Origin of the sequence: Escherichia ruysiae, assembly GCF_031323975.1 — a bacterium.
In the GTDB taxonomy this organism is placed as follows: Bacteria; Pseudomonadota; Gammaproteobacteria; order Enterobacterales; family Enterobacteriaceae; genus Escherichia; species Escherichia ruysiae.
The window spans coordinates 3602958-3619207 of record NZ_JAVIWS010000001.1; the positions used below are offsets into that span (position 1 = coordinate 3602958).

Below are 16250 nucleotides of genomic sequence, written 5' to 3' on the forward strand. Positions count from 1 at the left end.
TCAGCCCAGCCCCAGCCCGCGAATGCTGGTGGTGAGCGTGCCGATGGTCAGCGACCAGCCGTCGATCAGTACAAACAGCATCAGCTTAAAGGGCAGCGAAACAATCAGCGGCGACAGCATCATCATCCCCATCGCCATCAGTACGCTGGCGACAATCAGGTCGATAACCAGAAACGGGATGTAAATCATAAAGCCAATCTGGAAAGCGGTTTTCAGCTCGCTCAACACATAGGCGGGCACCACGATCGAGAGATCCTGATCGGCAGCATTGCCCTTCGCGCCGCCGATGGTCATGATTTGCGCCATCGCTTTTTTGTCAGTCTGCGCCAGCATAAAGCGTTTCAGCGGCGTAGCGGCGGTGCTCAACGCATCGGTCAGGGTAATCCGATCGTTTTCGAACGGCACCACCGCATGGTCGTAAATATTGAGCCAGACAGGGCGCATCACCAGCATGGTCAGCGCCAGGGCAATGCCAATCAGAATGCGGTTCGGCGGCGTTTGTTGCAGCCCCAGCGCCTGGCGCAGCAGCGACAGCACGATAATAAAGCGCGTAAAGCAGGTCATCATCAGCACCATCGTCGGCAACAAACCGACGAGGGTCATCAGAATCAGCACCTGAATTTTGACGCTGTATTCCTGAGTGTTGCCGTGGGTCACCACGTTAAGCAGCGCAATATCTCCGCCCTGAGCCAGTGCCAGCGGTGCGAGCGTCAGTAACGCCAGACCCAGCGTCAGTTGAGTGCGGCGTTTCATGGCGCCAGATCGTTGATGTCGCGGGTGTTAAACTCCAGCACGCGCAGGCCGTACTTTTCGTTGACCACCACCACTTCCGCTTTGCCCAGCAGGATATTGTTCACTTTAATATCCAGCGGCTCCCCGGCGAGTTTATCCAGTTCAATCACCGTGTCGTCGTCGATGTTCAGCAGGTCGGCTAACATGATTTCTACCGACGACACTTCCAGCGTTAAGGTCACCGGAATACGTTTCAGCAGCGTCATTGAGTCGGAAAAGCGGTCTTCCAGGCGGGTGACCAGCGTTTCGGCGTCGGGGGATTTCGCGACAGGCACAACTTCATCAGTGAGGCCAAAATCCCCGGCTAAAATATCTTCTTGCTTACTCATGGCTATTCTCATTTTTGCCCGCCAGCTCCGACAAAAACAGTTTGTCTTTGTCTTCCACAATCAGGGCGCTAAATAATTCAGATTGCCCAATCGCCACCGGGAACGTTTCTCCCAGTGATATGGGTAAAATATCCCCGGCTTTTATCTGCGCCAGATCGGCGACATTCATCGATAGCTCGGCGATTTTGACGTTCAGGGTCAGCGGCAGGGAGCGGATGATTTCTTTAATCAGGGCCGGTTTATTAACGGATTTCGCCACCTGCTGCGGTTTACTGTGCTCGCTGTGGCGGATCAGATTCAAAATAAAATCGGTGTGGGCGTCGTCGAGCAAAATACGAAAGCTGCTCTCTTCGTCGCCCGCAAGGGTAAAGGTTAATTGATATGCCCAGTGGGTAATAACCGTGCTGCTGTCCAGCTTTAATTTCAGCGCAATACCGGAGGTTTGCAGATTAAAAATCAGGGTGCAGATATCCAGCGCCAGACGGTTCTTTAAACGCGTTTCGGTTTTGGTTGGCAGCCCGTTGTGCGCTTTCGCCTCTTCGAGAGATGATTCCAGACCATAAAAATTGCCCAGCAGCATTAATAGCAAGGAGCGATCAATATCAAACGCCAGATGCCCGACCTGGGAAACCATCAGTTCAGCGTTTTTATTAATAATATCCATTTCGCAGCCAATCTTTTTTAAGGTGATATTGCTGCGATGCTTTTTGAGAAAATAGCTGCCCAGATGTGAATCAATCACATCAAAACTCCCCGTAAACAGGGTCGGCAGGCGATGGTAGGGGCGTCCGAGCCGATTACCTTCTAATTTAAAGATGCCTGGCGTTTTACTGTACTTCAGCATGGCTTACTTTCTCTGCTGTAATGGTATGGATGTTTCTGTGTCCGCAAGTCCGGCAGTGACACAAGGTGAGGTATTAAATAGAGGGAGCGATAAAGGGGCAAATTATTAATCGGGTGAAAAAATAATTAATCGATTAATTGCTTAATGGGAGTGATTTTCGCCAATCAGTCTGCGGTCTGTCCCCTCGCCCCATCCGGGGAGAGGGGTAGGGTGAGGGGGCGTCACAGATGTCGCAATTAGCAGTATTAATATCTAACTCATTGTTTAAACTAAAATAATATTTTTATTATCGTTTAATTCAAACTTATTAATCCTGCCGGTGATACGCTTCAGAACATCCTGATTATTGTCGCTACTTATATCGTTCACCCTATGTCTGAACTTATTGCAACTGCCGCTTCCAGCATTAACGCTTTTACTCTGGCAAAGCGTGTCGCCGCCTTTAACGTGCCGGTCCTGATTCAGGGCGAAACCGGTGCGGGCAAAGAATGTGTGGCAAAATATATTCACACCGTGGCCTTTGGTGAAAATGAAAACGCGCCCTATATCGGCGTGAACTGCGCGGCGATCCCAGAAAACATGCTGGAATCCACCTTATTTGGCTACGATAAAGGCGCATTTACCGGTGCCATTGCCAGCGTGCCGGGGAAAATGGAACTGGCGAATAATGGCACCTTATTACTCGATGAAATTGGTGAAATGCCGCTGGCATTACAGGCCAAAATATTACGCGTGTTGCAGGAACAACAGGTCGAGCGATTAGGCAGCAACCGACAAATTAAACTCAATTTTCGCCTGATTGCCTGTACCAATAAAAATCTTGAGCAGGAAGTGGCTGCCGGGCGTTTTCGTGAAGATCTCTATTATCGTCTGGCGGTTATTCCCATTACCATGCCGCCGCTGCGTGAACGCCTGAACGATATTATTCCGCTGGCAGAGTCATTTATTAAAAAATACTCAACGGTGCTGGTGAAAAACATCACCCTTTCAGAATCTACCCGCCGGGCGCTGCTCAATTACCGCTGGCCCGGCAACGTGCGCCAGCTGGAGAACGCCATTCAGCGGGGAATGATTTTAAATCGCGACGGCGTGATTTTCCCGGACGCATTAGGTCTGCCAGAAACAGATGTAACCGAAAAGACAGAATTGCAATGGCCTGTTCAGCCCGCCGTCCACATTGCCGAAACCAGCGATTTAGGCCAGCACGGACGAAGCGCGCAATATCAATATATCGCCGACCTGATGCGTAAATATCAGGGCAACCGCAGCAAAATTGCCGACCTGTTAGGCATTACCCCGCGCGCACTGCGCTATCGACTGGCCTCCATGCGCAAGCACGGTATCGAAGTTTTCTCCTGACCCGGAAGTTAAAAATGAGCATTACCACAATCAACAGCACCATGCAGGCGCAAATCATGCAGGACGTGCAGCGGATGCAGGCCAACGCCCAGGCACCGGTGCTGCCCGCCATGACCTTCAGTTCCACCGACCCGGACGTTTCGTTTAACCGCATTATGAGCGGCGCGTTCAGTCACGTTGACCAGTTCCAGCAGGTGGCGGAGCAGCAGCAAACGGCTGTCGACATGGGCAAAAGTGATGACCTGGCAGGTGCGATGATCGCCAGCCAGCAGGCATCGCTCTCTTTTTCCGCGCTGGTGCAGGTGCGCAATAAAATCGCCACCGGGTTTAACGACCTGATGAGTATGTCGATCTAACCCTATGAATGCACAAATCAAGAAGTTAACCCAGGCGTTTCCGGCGTTTCGACTGCGTCTCGCAGATAACAAACGCTGGGTGCTGATGGCGGGAGTGGGGCTTGCCGTTGCGGCAACGGCGATTATCGTCAGCGTGCTGTGGACTGCTAATCGCGGCTACGTCTCGCTCTACGGACGCCAGGAAAATCTGCCCGTGTCGCAGATTGTCACCGTGCTGGGCGGCGAAAAGCTCAGCTACCGCATCGACCCGCAGAGCGGGCAAATTCTGGTGCCGGAAGATGAACTGTCGAAAACGCGCATGACCCTCGCCGCCAAAGGTGTGCAGGCGATATTGCCCAGCGGCTACGAGCTGATGGACAAAGACGAAGTGCTCGGCAGCAGCCAGTTCGTGCAGAACGTGCGCTATAAACGCAGCCTCGAAGGGGAGCTGGCGCAGAGCATCATGTCGCTGGACGCGGTGGAGAGCGCGCGGGTGCATCTGGCGCTCAACGAAGAAAGCTCGTTTGTGGTCAGCGATGAGCCGCAAAACAGCGCCTCGGTGGTGGTGCGTCTGCACTACGGCGCGAAGCTGAATATGGACCAGGTGAACGCCATTGTGCATCTGGTTTCCGGCAGCATTCCGGGGCTGCACGCCAGCAAAGTTAGCGTCGTCGATCAGGCGGGAAATCTGCTAACCGACGGCATTGGCGCGGGCGAGGCGGTTTCTGCCGCTACCCGTAAACGCGATCAGATTCTCAAAGACATCCAGGACAAAACCCGCGCCAGCGTGGCAAACGTGCTGGATTCGCTGGTCGGCAGCGGGAATTACCGCGTCAGCGTGATGCCGGATCTCGACCTCAGCACCATCGACGAAACCCAGGAACACTACGGCGACGCGCCGAAAATCAACCGCGAAGAGAGCGTGCTGGACAGCGACACTAACCAGGTGGCGATGGGCGTGCCCGGTTCGCTCAGTAACCGTCCGCCGGTTGCGGCGAATCAGATGACCAACGGTACGGAAGAAAACCGCTCGCCGGAAGCGTTATCCAAACACAGCGAAAGCAAGCGCGATTACTCTTACGACCGCAGCGTCCAGCATATTCAGCATCCCGGGTTTGCGGTGAAACGCCTCAACGTGGCGGTGGTGCTCAATCAAAACGCCCCGGCGCTGAAAAACTGGAAGCCGGAGCAGACTGCGCAACTGACCGCGTTGCTGAACAATGCCGCCGGGATCGACGTCCAGCGCGGTGACAATCTCACCTTATCGCTGCTTAACTTTGTGCCGCAGGCGGTGCCGGTCGAACCAATTATTCCGCTGTGGAAAGACGACAGCGTGCTGGCCTGGGTGCGGCTGATTGGCTGCGGCCTGCTGGCGCTGTTGTTGCTGTTCTTTGTGGTGCGCCCGGTAATGAAACGCCTGACGGCGGTACGTGCGCCGGTTATCCCGCCAGAACCGGAAGCCGTCAGCGAACCGTGGATCGCCATGCCGGAAGAGGAGCGCAAAAACGTCGATCTGCCGTCGCTACCCGGCGATGACAGCCTGCCGTCCCAGAGTTCCGGCCTCGAAGTAAAACTCGAGTTCCTGCAAAAACTGGCCATGAGCGACACCGATCGCGTAGCCGAAGTTCTCAGACAATGGATCACCAGCAATGAGCGAATTGACAACAAATAAAAGCAACAGCTACCTGGAACAGGCGGCGATCCTGCTGCTGTGTCTGGGCGAAGAGGCGGCGGCGACGGTGATGCAAAAACTCAGCCGCGAAGAAGTGGTGCGCCTGAGCGAAAACATGGCGCGGCTTTCCGGCGTCAAAACCAGCATGGCGCGCAAAGTGATCAATAACTTCTTTGATGAGTTCCGCGAACAGAGCGGCATCAACGGCGCATCGCGATCCATGTTGCAGGGCATTCTCAACAAAGCCCTCGGCACCGAGATCGCCAGCAGCGTGATCAACGGCATCTACGGCGATGAGATCCGCTCACGGATGGCGCGTCTGCAATGGGTGGAACCACGCCAGCTGGCGATGCTGATCTCCGAAGAGCATCTGCAATTGCAGGCGGTGTTCCTCGCGTTTCTGACACCGGAAATCTCGGCGGCGGTGCTTTCATATCTCAACGAATCGGTACAAAACGAAATTCTCTATCGGGTGGCGAAACTCAACGACGTCAACCGCGACGTGGTGGATGAACTGGACCGCCTGATCGAACGCGGCCTGTCGGTGCTTTCGGAGCACGGCTCGAAGGTGAAAGGCATCAAACAGGCGGCGGATATCGTCAACCGCTTTCAGGGCAACCAGCAGGTGATCCTCGACCAGATGCGCGAGCGTGACGAAAACGTGCTGGAGCAGCTCCAGGATGAGATGTATGACTTCTTTATCCTCAGCCGCCAGAACGAAGAGGTGCGCCGACGTCTGCTCGACGAAGTGCCGATGGAAGACTGGGCGGTGGCGCTGAAAGGTACTGAAGCTCTGCTGCGCCGTTCCATTTACGCGGTAATGCCAAAACGTCAGGCTCAGCAACTGGAAGCGATCACCGCGCGCCTGGGGCCGGTGCCGGTCAGCCGTATCGAACAGATCCGCCGCGAAATCATGGGCATTGCCCGTGAGCTGGAAGAGGCGGGCGAAATTCAGCTACAGCTTTTTGCGGAACAGACGGCGGAGTAACCCATGACCATTGAAACACTGCGCGGGCGTTATCGTCTGCACCGTTTTCCGCCGCGCCAGCGAGCTATGGCGAGTGAACCACTGACCGCAGGGATCAGCGCCGCCGACTACCAGCGCCAGTTAAAAGACGGTTTTCAGGAAGGGCTGCAAAAAGGCTTTGAGCAGGGGATGACCGAAGGGATCGACCAGGGATTTCTTGAAGGTCATCAAAAAGGGTTTGAAGATGGGCGACGCCAGGGCTACACCGAAGGCAGCCTCTCCGGGCAGCAGGAAGGGCGCAAGCAGTTTGTGGAGGCGGCGCAGCCGCTGGAAGCCATCAGCGGAAAAGTGAACGACTTCCTCGCCCATATCGAACGTAAACAGCGGGAAGATTTGCTGCAACTGGTGGAAAAAGTCACCCGCCAGGTGATCCGCTGCGAACTGGCGCTGCAACCGACGCAATTGCTGGCGCTGGTGGAAGAGGCGCTGGCGGCGTTCCCTTCCATGCCGGAAACCCTGCAAGTGATGATGAGTGCGGAAGAATTTAACCGCATCCGTGACGCGGTGCCGGAAAAAGTCAACGAATGGGGGCTGATGCCGTCACTCGACTTAGCGCCGGGTGAATGCCGGGTGATTACCGATAAATCCGAACTGGATATCGGCTGCGAGCACCGCCTTGAACAGTGCATGACAGCACTAAAAGAGACCCTAACGCCGGAGTCGCAAAGTGAGTGATTTTTCCGCTTTCGATAACGCCCTGCGCTCGCTGGAGTCGATCCCATTAGCCCGCGTCGCCGGGCGACTGGTGCGCCTTAACGGCATCCTGCTGGAGAGCGTCGGTTGCCCGCTAATGACCGGACAACTGTGCCGCATCGAAAGCGCCAACCACACGCTGATCGACGCGCAGGCCGTGGGATTTAATCGCGACATCACCTACTTAATGCCGTTTAAACAGCCGGTCGGCTTGATGGCGGGCGCGCGCGTCTTCCCGGAGGAAAAAGCCCACGACATCCTGATTGGCGAAAGCTGGCTAGGCCGCGTGGTGAATGGCCTCGGCGAGCCGCTGGATGGCAAAGGGCGCTTAAATGGCAGCGATCTTTTGCCGCCGCTGCCACCGTCGGTCAATCCCTTAACCCGGCGTTCAGTGGACGAACCGCTGGACGTGGGCGTGAAAGCGATCAACGGCCTGCTGACCATCGGCAAAGGCCAGCGCGTCGGGCTGATGGCGGGCAGCGGCGTGGGGAAAAGCGTGTTGCTGGGGATGATCACCCGCCAGACTAAAGCCGATATTGTGGTGGTCGGGCTGATTGGCGAGCGCGGGCGCGAAGTGAAAGAGTTTATCGACCACTCGCTGGGTGCGGACGGGCTGGCAAAGTCTATTGTTGTCGTCGCGCCTGCCGATGAATCGCCGCTGATGCGCCTGAAAGCCACCGAACTGTGCCACTCCATCGCCGCCTGGTTTCGCGACCGTGGGCATCACGTTTTACTGCTGGTGGATTCCCTGACCCGCTACGCGATGGCGCAGCGAGAAATCGCCCTCTCGCTTGGCGAACCACCCGCCACCAAAGGCTATCCGCCATCGGCATTCGGCATGATCCCCAAACTGGTCGAAAGTGCAGGCAACAGCGAAAGCACCGGCTCGATGACCGCCATCTACACCGTGCTGGCGGAAGGCGACGACCAGCAAGATCCGATTGTAGACTGCGCCCGCGCGGTGCTGGACGGGCATATTGTATTAACCCGCAAACTGGCGGAAGCGGGGCACTATCCGGCCATTGATATCGGCCAGTCGATCAGTCGCTGCATGAACCAGGTCACCAGCCTGGAACATCAGCAATCTGCCCGCGCGATGAAACAACACTACGCTGCCTATATGGAGATCAAACCGCTGATCCCGCTCGGCGGCTACGTGCCAGGTGCGGATGCCAGCGTCGACAAGGCGGTAAAAATGTACCCGACCATCGAGCGATTTCTACGTCAGGAGATGCGCGAACCCGCCTCCCTCGAACTGGTGCAAAGCCGCCTGCAAATCCTCTTTCCTGGCGTCAAAAAGGCAGAACAGTAACCATGCGACAAATCATCGACACGCTGGCGCAGTTGCAACGCCTGCGGGATAAATCGGTCAAGGACAAAACCGTCGAGCTGGCAAAGCAAAAACAGATTTGCGCGGGTTATGACAACAATATCAAAGCATTAGGTTACCTGGTGGAGAAAACCTCTGCGGGCGCGACGGCGTCGGTGGAATCGCTGAAAAATGTCAGCGGCTACAAAGGCACCCTGCGCAAGGTGATTGCCTGGCAGGAGCAGGAAAAAACGCTGGCTAACATCAAAGCCACGCGAATGCAGAAAAACCTGACGGCGGCGGCGTGCGAAGAGAAAGTGGTGGCTTTGACGCTGGACGACAAACGCCGCGAGCAGCAGGAAAGCGCCACGGCGAAAGCGCAAAAAGCGGTGGACGATATTGCGGTGCAGTGCTGGCTACGGCACAAATTAGCGGAGTAGCCATGAAAACGGTCATCACCTTCGGCACCTTCGATGTGTTTCATGTCGGTCATCTGCGTCTTTTACAACGCGCCCGCACGCTGGGCGAGCGGCTGCTGGTCGGCGTATCGTCCGACGCCCTGAACATCGCCAAAAAAGGCAGAGCACCGGTATACCATCAGGATGACCGCATGGCGATTATCGCCGGGCTGGCGTGCGTGGATGGCGTTTTTCTGGAGGAATCGCTGGAGCAGAAAGCAGAGTATTTGCGGGGGTACAGTGCAGATATTTTAGTGATGGGCGATGACTGGGCAGGGAAGTTTGATAGCTTTGCGTATATTTGTGAGGTGGTGTATTTTCCCCGCACGCCGTCGGTGTCGACGACGGGGATTATTGAGGTGATTAGGGGTAAATCAGCCACCTACTGATTTAATTCCCGTAGTGAGAGAAGATGATGCCGTCTGCCGTTTGGCTATGTTAAATATGTTTAAAAAATCGCGTTTTTTCGACATATCCCTAAAACATGTCGATGGCATAAACGTATTCCAACGACATGTTAAAAAATCGAATTTTATCGACATATCCCTGACGATTCCTTGTCCGCCAGCGCCTCCACAATCACCATCGCCGCCCGTTCCCCCGCCTTGCCATCCATAAACGCATCGCAATAGTGATGGCGAATCTCCGCCAGCTTCGCCTGCAACGCTTTCCAGTCAAACGCCTCTGACAGCAGATAACGCAGTTCCGCCATATCGTGGGCGACGGGTAATATCGCGCGGATTTGCTGGTCGGCGCTTTCGGGCGAGGAGTAGCTTTTCTCGCCATCGAGCAGTTCCGTCATGCCCGGAAAGTCGAGCAGGATCACCCGCTTATCAATATGGATAGCATCGAAAATAAAACCGCTGTTATCGGTCAGCACATAATCCGCTTTATCCAGCAGTGCCAGCGTGTGCTGAGCAGAGTCGGTGCGCTGTTTTAAATGCCTGCGCGCCAGGGCCAGCGATGCCGCTTCTTCCGGGCGCGAGCGGGTGCCGTGGTGTAGTTTGCAAATCAGGTTCACATCACCGCTTAAGCGTCCCAATTTTTCAGCCCAATGGGGCAGGGAGCTTAATGCACCAAACGTTGGGGCGTAGAGTACGGAGGGTTTACGCTCGTCCAGTTTGATATTTTCCGGCAACGCACGGTTGAACGTGCCGTTATGCCAGGCGTCAAAGCGCGGATTACCAACCACTTTCGCGCTGCCAAAATGCGCCAGCGCCTGCTGGCTGTAGTGGCTGTAACACAAAATGCGCTGATAAAAACGGTTCCAGTCGGCGTGGTTCCACGTTTCTTTGGCTAAGCCGTACATGGCGCGGACATTCACCGCTGCCAGGCCATTGAGCGCGAGTGTGTGGTAGGGGCTAACCAGGCATTTCACTCGCTGACCGTGTGCCTGCATTTCTGACAGACGCATACCTTTAAGCTGCGGATCGTCGATGCTTTTCAGCGTTTCCAGCATTTCATCAAGAAACGGTTTAAACACGCGGTCGTTAATCACCAGCGTGCAGCCTTGCCCCTGCGCCTGCAGGGCGGTGATGATGGGGCGGTACAGCGCGTAGTGAAAGGAGGTTTCCATAAAAAAGCCGATGGTGTCGGCGATGGGTAACGCAGATGGCTTTGTGGCTACGGGTAACTTATTGAAATAGTGACTAATGTTGTCAGTTACTTTTTTCTCGATATCACTAAAGCCTGGTCGCTGATAACAAAGGCTCGGATAACAGGCCAGCCATTTGTCGGCGCGCAGCAGCGGCTGCCAGCAGGCTTCCAGCGAGTGCTCATCGTTGCTCATCTGCTGCGCCAGTTGCGGGTAGTAGCGACTGTTCACCAGATAAGCACACACTTTAAGGCAGTCCCGCGCGTGCACCAACCCCGGCAAGCTTTTTAGCATCGTTCCTTGGGTAATTTCGCCGCCGAGGATCATCACCTGCCAGGGGATTTTCGTCAGGCTGGCGAGCAGGGTGTTCAGCACCTGAATATGTTTCTCCTGCTTGAGAATGACCGCATCATCTTCCAGCAACAGATAGTTTTGCCAGCCGTGCTGTTGCGCCAGGCGCAGCGCCTGCAAGTGCGATTGAAGGCGGCCTCGTTGACCGTTTTCATCTTCGCAGGCGGCAATGCGGGTGATCTTCTCGGGCGGAATATGCAGCAGTGCCAGTTCTTCACGGATCTGCTGTAAGCGATCCGGGCGTTTATCCAGATTGATCAATACGACCTGATCGATCGCCTGATGGTTGATCGTCTGGTGATGAGTGGCGTTATGCAGACTCAGATAAGCATTGCGTAGCAGCGGATCGCCGACGATTTCACCCAGTTCGGTGTTTACCGGCGTACTGGCCCCGAGAATAAAGTCTTTATCAAAGGTGTTGTGGCTGTGCGAGATACACAGAATGGTGCGCTCGCCGGGCAGTTGTAGCGGGTTAACGCTGAAATTGTCGGTGAAACTTTTCTCTTCGCCAAGGCTGCAATTATCGTCGTAACGGTGCTTTTTCAGGTAGTTACGGTGATAGCAAAAGGTGCCGTTGAGGATGTTATGCGAGCCAAAGCTGCGGCTTTTGAAAATGCGGTTGATATGGCTGTACCAGATCGGTATCTGGTCGGAGCCGGAGATTAACGCCCGGTGTTTTTGCATCATGGCGATGGTGTACGAGATTTTATTTGCCGGGTAGTAGTCGTCATCATCCATACAAAGGATGTATTCGCCCGTCGCCAGTTCGTTAAGCATATTGCGTTTTTTGCCCAGCGGCAGTTTTTCCGGGTGATGGATATAGCGGATGTTAAAGGCTTCCGGCGTGTCATTGGTCAGCCGGTCGATGATGTGCTGGTAGCTTTGCGGGGAGTCGTCGAGGATGATGAGTTCGCGGCGGTCTGCCGGGTAATCCTGATAGCGGTACATATACAGCAGGTACGGCAGGAATGCGCTGCGATTCCAGGTTGGCGTGACGACGCTGACAAACGGTTTTTCGCGGTGGGTGGCGAGTGTTTTGATGATGGTTGGTGTTGGCATGGTGTTTGGGTAAGTTAATGGGTGAATGTGATGAATGTGCGCGCTGATGCCCTCACCCCGACCCTCTCCCACAGGGAGAGGGAGAAAACCAGCGCCGATTTTAACACCGTGCTCGATCGATCCCCTCGCCCCTTTGGGGAGAGGGTTAGGGTGAGGGGCAAAGCGCGCACAGAGCGACTCACGTCAGCAGCGAAAAAGCTGACAGCAGTGGCTCTGCGGCACATAATGACTGAATTTGCTGGCGAATCGCCGCAGCATTTTCACTCACTCGCCAGCGTTCAAACATGGCGAAAAGGGCGAAAATATCCTCTTGTCGCAGTGGAGAATCATCCAGCGTCCACAAACTGATTAACGTGAGGAGGAGATAAAAATCGCACACCAGCGGGAAATAATCCGCCCCGTCTGCCTGCCCGATCGCATCGTGGTAAACGCGGTAGATCAGGTAATTACGCAAAATCCAGGGTGAAGTGGTGAAATGCTGCTGCCAGGTAGTTTGCCACTGCGCCTGAAGCTGCTGATGTAACAGGGCTTCGCTGTTGGCGTCATGCAATGTCAGTAAAGAAACCTGCAACGGCAGCGAGGCTTTGCGCGGGCTTTCCGGCAGAATCGACCAGTCAAACGCAAAACTTCCGAGCAGCGTCACCAGCTGGCGTGCCAGCTGTGGCACAGGTGGCAACTGGGCGAACTGTGCCTGTAGCGTACCTTTTCGCGCATGGTCGGCCAGCGCCTGCGGCAGCGTCGTCAAACGGGCCAGAGTATCGCCATTCTTGCCCGGCATTTTACTGGCGCGGGAGAGCAGGATACCGACGGCATACAGTGACAATTCCGGGGTTAAATCGGCGAGCGTAAGGGTGCTCAAAATGACCTGGTTTAATATCACATCGCGTGCGGAAAGCTCACCGGCACTCTCTTCCATAGACCGATAGGTGAGCTGTAATTCAAACGCACTGGCGTTGTTGAGCACCGCTTCGCAGCTTTCTGGCTCTGTAAGCATCAGACTCAGGCGAATTTCATTTTTCCATACCTTGCGGACATACAAAGGCGAACCAGGATGTTGTGCAATAAATTTGCGCACAAATTCAGGTTCGTAACATTCAATAAAACTCATAGGTGGCTTCCAGTCTTTAATGCTGAACAGGAATTGCAATTACCGTGCCGGAAAATTTTTTAATATAAAACAAAGAATTGTTTTTCAGGCGGAAAATCCATTTCCGCTATGGGGTAAGGAATGGTCATTATTCCTGATAAATAAAATCCGCTTCGCTGCCTAAAAAAGACTGAATAAATTCATACTGACGAATCAACAATTCACCGTTTTTATCGTTATACGCCTTACAGCGTTCGGCTTTTTGTTCAAGTCGTTGCCACAAGCGTTGTGCCGCCTCTTTTTGTACGGCGGGTAACCAGTTAAAAATCTGCTCTAAACCTTCCCGATTGACACTGACGCCGAGAAATTTCAGCAGGCTGTGGCGTTGTTGGCTGTGGCTGTTTAACTGATCGTAGTGATGCGTTATCTCATCATTCACCGCCAGTAATTCCTCACTCGCGCGGCGAATCATGCAGATCCGCTGTCGCTGAAGCAGTTCGCGCAGGGAATCATACAGCGCGTCATCGTCGCGAATGCCCTGTAGCAGCGCCTTTACCTGTTGCAACCGAATACTCACTTTATCGGCCTCTTAGTTCTGGAAAAAACTCAGCATGTCGCTGGCTAATTGTTCGGTGTCCACTTGCAGACTGCCAGAGGCCAGCATCGCCTGCATTTGCGCCACTTTGTCGCTGTCGATATCGCTCTCTTGCTGGTCGTTCAGCGTTTGCTGGGCAGACTGCAATCCTGCCTGGGTAATGTCGTCGGCGCTCAGCGTGGTAGTGGTGGCCGCCGTGCTTTTGCTGGTCTGGCGGGTGCCAGCAGCGGTAGCAATTGGGCGATTGCCAGGCATAGTCGGGGTGATTTTCATCGCAACCTCGTCTCTGTTTGAAGGTGTGTTACTCCGGTAAAGCGGTGAATGTGGGGCAAAACTTTAATCGCCTGCGCAAATTACTCTGCGGTCACTGTCGTCACCACGCCGCTTTCCGCCACCATCGCGCTGATGACCCGCTGGCTGCTGGCGTTACGTACTTTCACCATCTCCCCTTTGCGACCATTTTTCAGCGCCACGCCGGGCATCGACGCGGTGATCCCCACGCTCTGGTAAACAATCATCACCGGTTGATCGCGCCCGACCAGCACCGGAGAAACCAGTTCCTCTTTGGTGATGGGTTTACCTGGTTGCAGGGCGTGTTTACTGCTCAAACCAATCGCGTCATCAAGAGCCATCAACACATCTCGCCGTTGGGCACTGACGTTGTAAGGCTTCAGTTCCACATCATTCGCCGTAAGCGGCGTATCGCGGGCAATCACTGACTTTGCCATCACCACTGGCACCCGCACATCCGGGCGCACTGCCACGTTCATCTGCCAGCTTTGCGGGCAACTGATGGTGAAGTTCATCCGGTTGAGGGCTATGTCAGTTGGCGAAGTCAGCGTGACGGCGGGTGTAGTCGCACAGGGCGCGGCAGTCGCAATCTGTGAGGGAATGTAGACGTTAAAGGTGTAGCGATAGTCATGCCACTGCCGCTGCTGTGCCAGTGATTCAATCTGCTGGCTGGCGGCGCTCAGCATCTGAGCGTTGACTTGTTCCCGCGCGCTGTGTTGCACGGGATGGATGGCGGCGTAGCCCGGTAAGGCCAGCGCCAGGAGGAAGAACATCTTCCGCCCGCAAAATTGAAAACTCATAAACCCTTTCTCATCAGTTACTTAAAAATTGGCACAGCGATTGCTTAGCGTATGCGGATTGAAGCAGGAGTGACGCAAGAAATGGGGATCAGTTTTCAACAGGCATTGGGAGTGCATCCGCAGGCAGTGAAGTTACGTCTTGAGAGGACCGAGCTACTGACTGCGAATCTGGCGAATGTCGATACGCCAAATTTCAAGGCTAAAGATATTGATTTTGCCAGGGAGATGCAACGGGCAAATAACGCGGCGGTGGATGTCCAGTACCGCGTACCGATGCAGCCGTCGGAAGATGGCAACACCGTGGAACTGAACAGCGAACAGGCGCGATTTTCACAAAATAGTATGGATTATCAAAGCAGTCTGACCTTTCTGAATCTGCAAATCAGCGGCATCAGAGAGGCCATTGAAGGGAAATAAGCATGTCATTTACTGATATCTATCAGATTTCCGGCTCGGCGATGACGGCGCAAACGCTGCGTCTGAATACCGTCGCCAGTAACCTGGCAAATGCCAATGCGCCCGCCAGCAGCGAGGCGCAGGCGTATAAAGCGCGCAGCCCGGTGTTTGCGGCGGTGTATCACCACAGCTTGCTGGCGGGAACACATCGTCATGCCATTGACGGCGCCAGCGTGCAGGTGCAGGACGTGCTGCAAACCGGCGGGGCGGTGAAACGCTATGAACCGCATTCGCCGCTCGCCGATGCTAACGGGGATGTCTGGTATCCCGACGTCAACGTGGTGGAGCAGATGGCGGACATGATGTCGGCTTCGCGCGATTTTGAAACCAACGTTGATGTGCTCAACAACGTGAAAAGTATGCAGCAAAGCCTGCTGAAACTGGGAGAAGCCTGATGAATACCCTGGCGCTGAATGCGCAATCGCCGCAGCCGACCGCCACGGCGGAAAGCAATAACGTGGCGGCCAGCGACACGACAAGCAGCAGCGATAGCTCGCCCGTCGATACTTTCCTGACGCTGTTTGTCGCCGAGATCCAAAACCAGGACCCGACCGACCCGACCGACGCCACCGAATATATCGACCAGCTTTCGTCGATGGCGCAGGTGGCGATGATGGAGGAGATGAGCGTGCAGGCCAACACCAACGCGGTGCTGATGAGCAACATTCAGGTGATGGCGCTTGGCAACCTGGTGGGCGACGACATTATGGTACAGACCTCCGCCTTGCAGGTAAGCGACCAGACTATTAACGGTCGCGCCACGCTGGACGATGCCTGTACCACTGCCGATCTCCACTTTACCGATGCCGCAGGCGATGACTACACCGTCTCGCTAATCCCGGAAGGCAGTTCTTCCGTGGGGCCAGGGCAGGTGGATTTCTCAATTAATCCGGCTGATTACGGCATCCCGCCGGGCGATTACGACGTCTCGGTGGTGACCAACACCGGGGAAGAAGAAGTGCCGATTGAAGTCTCCGGCGAAGTGGAAGATGTACGCATCCCGCTCGACGGCAGCTCTCCGGTGCTCAACGTTGCAGGCGTGGGCGAAGTGCCATTCACCATGATTAGCCAGTTTGGCGTACCCGATGCCGACAGTGATGTGGCGTGATGTCCGGTGCCAAATTGCCTGATGCGCTTCGCTTATCAGGCCTACATGAAACAGCAATGTATTGAATCTGCATGGTTTTGTAGGCCGGATA

The 16250-nt window shown here is 54.9% G+C and carries 19 protein-coding genes; 11 read left to right on the plus strand and 8 right to left on the minus strand.

What is annotated here, in order from left to right; genetic code table 11:
• From fliP to RGV86_RS17405, 3 genes are read right to left on the minus strand one after another with little or no spacing between them, the layout of a single operon-like run.
• Complete coding sequence (gene fliP / locus RGV86_RS17395; protein ID WP_085460377.1) at nt 1-753, minus strand: flagellar type III secretion system pore protein FliP; 753 nt, start codon at nt 751-753, stop codon at nt 1-3.
• On the minus strand, nt 750-1121 hold the full coding sequence (locus tag RGV86_RS17400; protein ID WP_085460378.1) for a FliM/FliN family flagellar motor switch protein: 372 nt from the start codon (nt 1119-1121) through the stop codon (nt 750-752). Before RGV86_RS17400 ends, fliP begins: the two co-directional genes overlap by 4 nt.
• Nucleotides 1114-1965 (minus strand): FliM/FliN family flagellar motor switch protein, encoded by an 852-nt coding sequence (locus tag RGV86_RS17405; RefSeq protein WP_085460379.1) that lies wholly within the window; start codon nt 1963-1965, stop codon nt 1114-1116. The genes RGV86_RS17400 and RGV86_RS17405 overlap by 8 nt, the downstream gene beginning before the upstream one ends.
• 372 nt (nt 1966-2337) lie before the next feature.
• On the opposite strand from RGV86_RS17405, the gene RGV86_RS17410 reads away from it, so the two are divergent.
• Genes RGV86_RS17410 through RGV86_RS17445 form a run of 8 tightly spaced genes read left to right on the plus strand, consistent with a single transcriptional unit; the run spans nt 2338 to nt 9207 of the window.
• Nucleotides 2338-3324, plus strand: coding sequence for a sigma-54 interaction domain-containing protein (locus tag RGV86_RS17410; RefSeq protein WP_085460380.1), 987 nt, complete (start codon nt 2338-2340; stop codon nt 3322-3324).
• Nucleotides 3325-3338: 14 nt separating this feature from the next.
• The gene (gene fliE / locus RGV86_RS17415) at nt 3339-3680 is read left to right on the plus strand and encodes a flagellar hook-basal body complex protein FliE (RefSeq protein ID WP_085460381.1); all 342 of its coding nucleotides are present in this window, start codon (nt 3339-3341) and stop codon (nt 3678-3680) included.
• Between the two features lie 4 nt (nt 3681-3684).
• Nucleotides 3685-5331, plus strand: a complete 1647-nt coding sequence (gene fliF / locus RGV86_RS17420; RefSeq protein ID WP_085460382.1) for a flagellar basal-body MS-ring/collar protein FliF — start codon at nt 3685-3687, stop codon at nt 5329-5331.
• Entirely contained in the window at nt 5309-6319 is a 1011-nt protein-coding gene (locus tag RGV86_RS17425) for a flagellar motor switch protein FliG (protein ID WP_065226158.1), read from the plus strand. Before fliF ends, RGV86_RS17425 begins: the two co-directional genes overlap by 23 nt.
• A gap of 3 nt (nt 6320-6322) precedes the next feature.
• Nucleotides 6323-7033: a flagellar assembly protein FliH gene (fliH, locus tag RGV86_RS17430; protein ID WP_065226159.1), complete on the plus strand. Its 711-nt coding sequence runs from the start codon at nt 6323-6325 to the stop codon at nt 7031-7033.
• Nucleotides 7026-8363: a flagellar protein export ATPase FliI gene (gene fliI, locus RGV86_RS17435; protein ID WP_085460383.1), complete on the plus strand. Its 1338-nt coding sequence runs from the start codon at nt 7026-7028 to the stop codon at nt 8361-8363. Before fliH ends, fliI begins: the two co-directional genes overlap by 8 nt.
• A gap of 2 nt (nt 8364-8365) precedes the next feature.
• Entirely contained in the window at nt 8366-8800 is a 435-nt protein-coding gene (gene fliJ, locus RGV86_RS17440; protein WP_085460384.1) for a flagellar export protein FliJ, read from the plus strand.
• 2 nt (nt 8801-8802) lie between these two features.
• Nucleotides 8803-9207, plus strand: a complete 405-nt coding sequence (locus RGV86_RS17445) for an FAD synthase family protein (RefSeq protein ID WP_021563996.1) — start codon at nt 8803-8805, stop codon at nt 9205-9207.
• A gap of 143 nt (nt 9208-9350) precedes the next feature.
• On the opposite strand, the gene RGV86_RS17450 is transcribed toward RGV86_RS17445, so the two are convergent.
• The 5 genes from RGV86_RS17450 to flgA all read right to left on the minus strand — a co-directional run bounded on the left by RGV86_RS17450 (nt 9351) and on the right by flgA (nt 14595).
• Nucleotides 9351-11822, minus strand: a complete 2472-nt coding sequence (locus tag RGV86_RS17450; RefSeq protein ID WP_137598249.1) for a glycosyltransferase — start codon at nt 11820-11822, stop codon at nt 9351-9353.
• 178 nt (nt 11823-12000) lie between these two features.
• Complete coding sequence (locus RGV86_RS17455; RefSeq protein ID WP_085460385.1) at nt 12001-12930, minus strand: lysine-N-methylase; 930 nt, start codon at nt 12928-12930, stop codon at nt 12001-12003.
• A 127-nt stretch (nt 12931-13057) separates the two neighbouring features.
• On the minus strand, nt 13058-13486 hold the full coding sequence (locus RGV86_RS17460) for a flagella synthesis protein FlgN (protein ID WP_085460386.1): 429 nt from the start codon (nt 13484-13486) through the stop codon (nt 13058-13060).
• Between the two features lie 12 nt (nt 13487-13498).
• Nucleotides 13499-13777 (minus strand): flagellar biosynthesis anti-sigma factor FlgM, encoded by a 279-nt coding sequence (gene flgM / locus RGV86_RS17465; protein WP_085460387.1) that lies wholly within the window; start codon nt 13775-13777, stop codon nt 13499-13501.
• 80 nt (nt 13778-13857) lie between these two features.
• The gene (gene flgA, locus RGV86_RS17470) at nt 13858-14595 is read right to left on the minus strand and encodes a flagellar basal body P-ring formation chaperone FlgA (RefSeq protein ID WP_085460388.1); all 738 of its coding nucleotides are present in this window, start codon (nt 14593-14595) and stop codon (nt 13858-13860) included.
• Between the two features lie 81 nt (nt 14596-14676).
• Between flgA and RGV86_RS17475 the strand changes: the two genes are divergently transcribed.
• Genes RGV86_RS17475 through RGV86_RS17485 form a run of 3 tightly spaced genes read left to right on the plus strand, consistent with a single transcriptional unit; the run spans nt 14677 to nt 16159 of the window.
• Nucleotides 14677-15012, plus strand: coding sequence for a flagellar basal body protein (locus RGV86_RS17475; protein WP_000512950.1), 336 nt, complete (start codon nt 14677-14679; stop codon nt 15010-15012).
• Nucleotides 15013-15014: 2 nt separating this feature from the next.
• Nucleotides 15015-15446 (plus strand): flagellar basal body rod protein FlgC, encoded by a 432-nt coding sequence (gene flgC, locus RGV86_RS17480; protein ID WP_000010949.1) that lies wholly within the window; start codon nt 15015-15017, stop codon nt 15444-15446.
• The gene (locus tag RGV86_RS17485) at nt 15446-16159 is read left to right on the plus strand and encodes a flagellar hook capping FlgD N-terminal domain-containing protein (RefSeq protein WP_085460389.1); all 714 of its coding nucleotides are present in this window, start codon (nt 15446-15448) and stop codon (nt 16157-16159) included. The genes flgC and RGV86_RS17485 overlap by 1 nt, the downstream gene beginning before the upstream one ends.
• The last annotated feature ends 91 nt before the right edge of the window (nt 16160-16250 follow it).

Coding starts and splice junctions, on each gene's coding strand:
- RGV86_RS17410 (WP_085460380.1), top strand. CDS start 2,338: ATGTCTGAACTTATTGCAACTGCCGCTTCCAGCATTAACGCTTTTACT.
- RGV86_RS17485 (WP_085460389.1), top strand. CDS start 15,446: ATGAATACCCTGGCGCTGAATGCGCAATCGCCGCAGCCGACCGCCACG.
- RGV86_RS17425 (WP_065226158.1), top strand. CDS start 5,309: ATGAGCGAATTGACAACAAATAAAAGCAACAGCTACCTGGAACAGGCG.
- fliP (WP_085460377.1), bottom strand. CDS start 753: ATGAAACGCCGCACTCAACTGACGCTGGGTCTGGCGTTACTGACGCTC.
- fliJ (WP_085460384.1), top strand. CDS start 8,366: ATGCGACAAATCATCGACACGCTGGCGCAGTTGCAACGCCTGCGGGAT.
- RGV86_RS17405 (WP_085460379.1), bottom strand. CDS start 1,965: ATGCTGAAGTACAGTAAAACGCCAGGCATCTTTAAATTAGAAGGTAAT.
- RGV86_RS17445 (WP_021563996.1), top strand. CDS start 8,803: ATGAAAACGGTCATCACCTTCGGCACCTTCGATGTGTTTCATGTCGGT.
- fliF (WP_085460382.1), top strand. CDS start 3,685: ATGAATGCACAAATCAAGAAGTTAACCCAGGCGTTTCCGGCGTTTCGA.
- RGV86_RS17455 (WP_085460385.1), bottom strand. CDS start 12,930: ATGAGTTTTATTGAATGTTACGAACCTGAATTTGTGCGCAAATTTATT.
- RGV86_RS17475 (WP_000512950.1), top strand. CDS start 14,677: ATGGGGATCAGTTTTCAACAGGCATTGGGAGTGCATCCGCAGGCAGTG.
- fliH (WP_065226159.1), top strand. CDS start 6,323: ATGACCATTGAAACACTGCGCGGGCGTTATCGTCTGCACCGTTTTCCG.
- RGV86_RS17450 (WP_137598249.1), bottom strand. CDS start 11,822: ATGCCAACACCAACCATCATCAAAACACTCGCCACCCACCGCGAAAAA.
- flgC (WP_000010949.1), top strand. CDS start 15,015: ATGTCATTTACTGATATCTATCAGATTTCCGGCTCGGCGATGACGGCG.
- flgM (WP_085460387.1), bottom strand. CDS start 13,777: ATGAAAATCACCCCGACTATGCCTGGCAATCGCCCAATTGCTACCGCT.
- flgA (WP_085460388.1), bottom strand. CDS start 14,595: ATGAGTTTTCAATTTTGCGGGCGGAAGATGTTCTTCCTCCTGGCGCTG.
- RGV86_RS17400 (WP_085460378.1), bottom strand. CDS start 1,121: ATGAGTAAGCAAGAAGATATTTTAGCCGGGGATTTTGGCCTCACTGAT.
- fliE (WP_085460381.1), top strand. CDS start 3,339: ATGAGCATTACCACAATCAACAGCACCATGCAGGCGCAAATCATGCAG.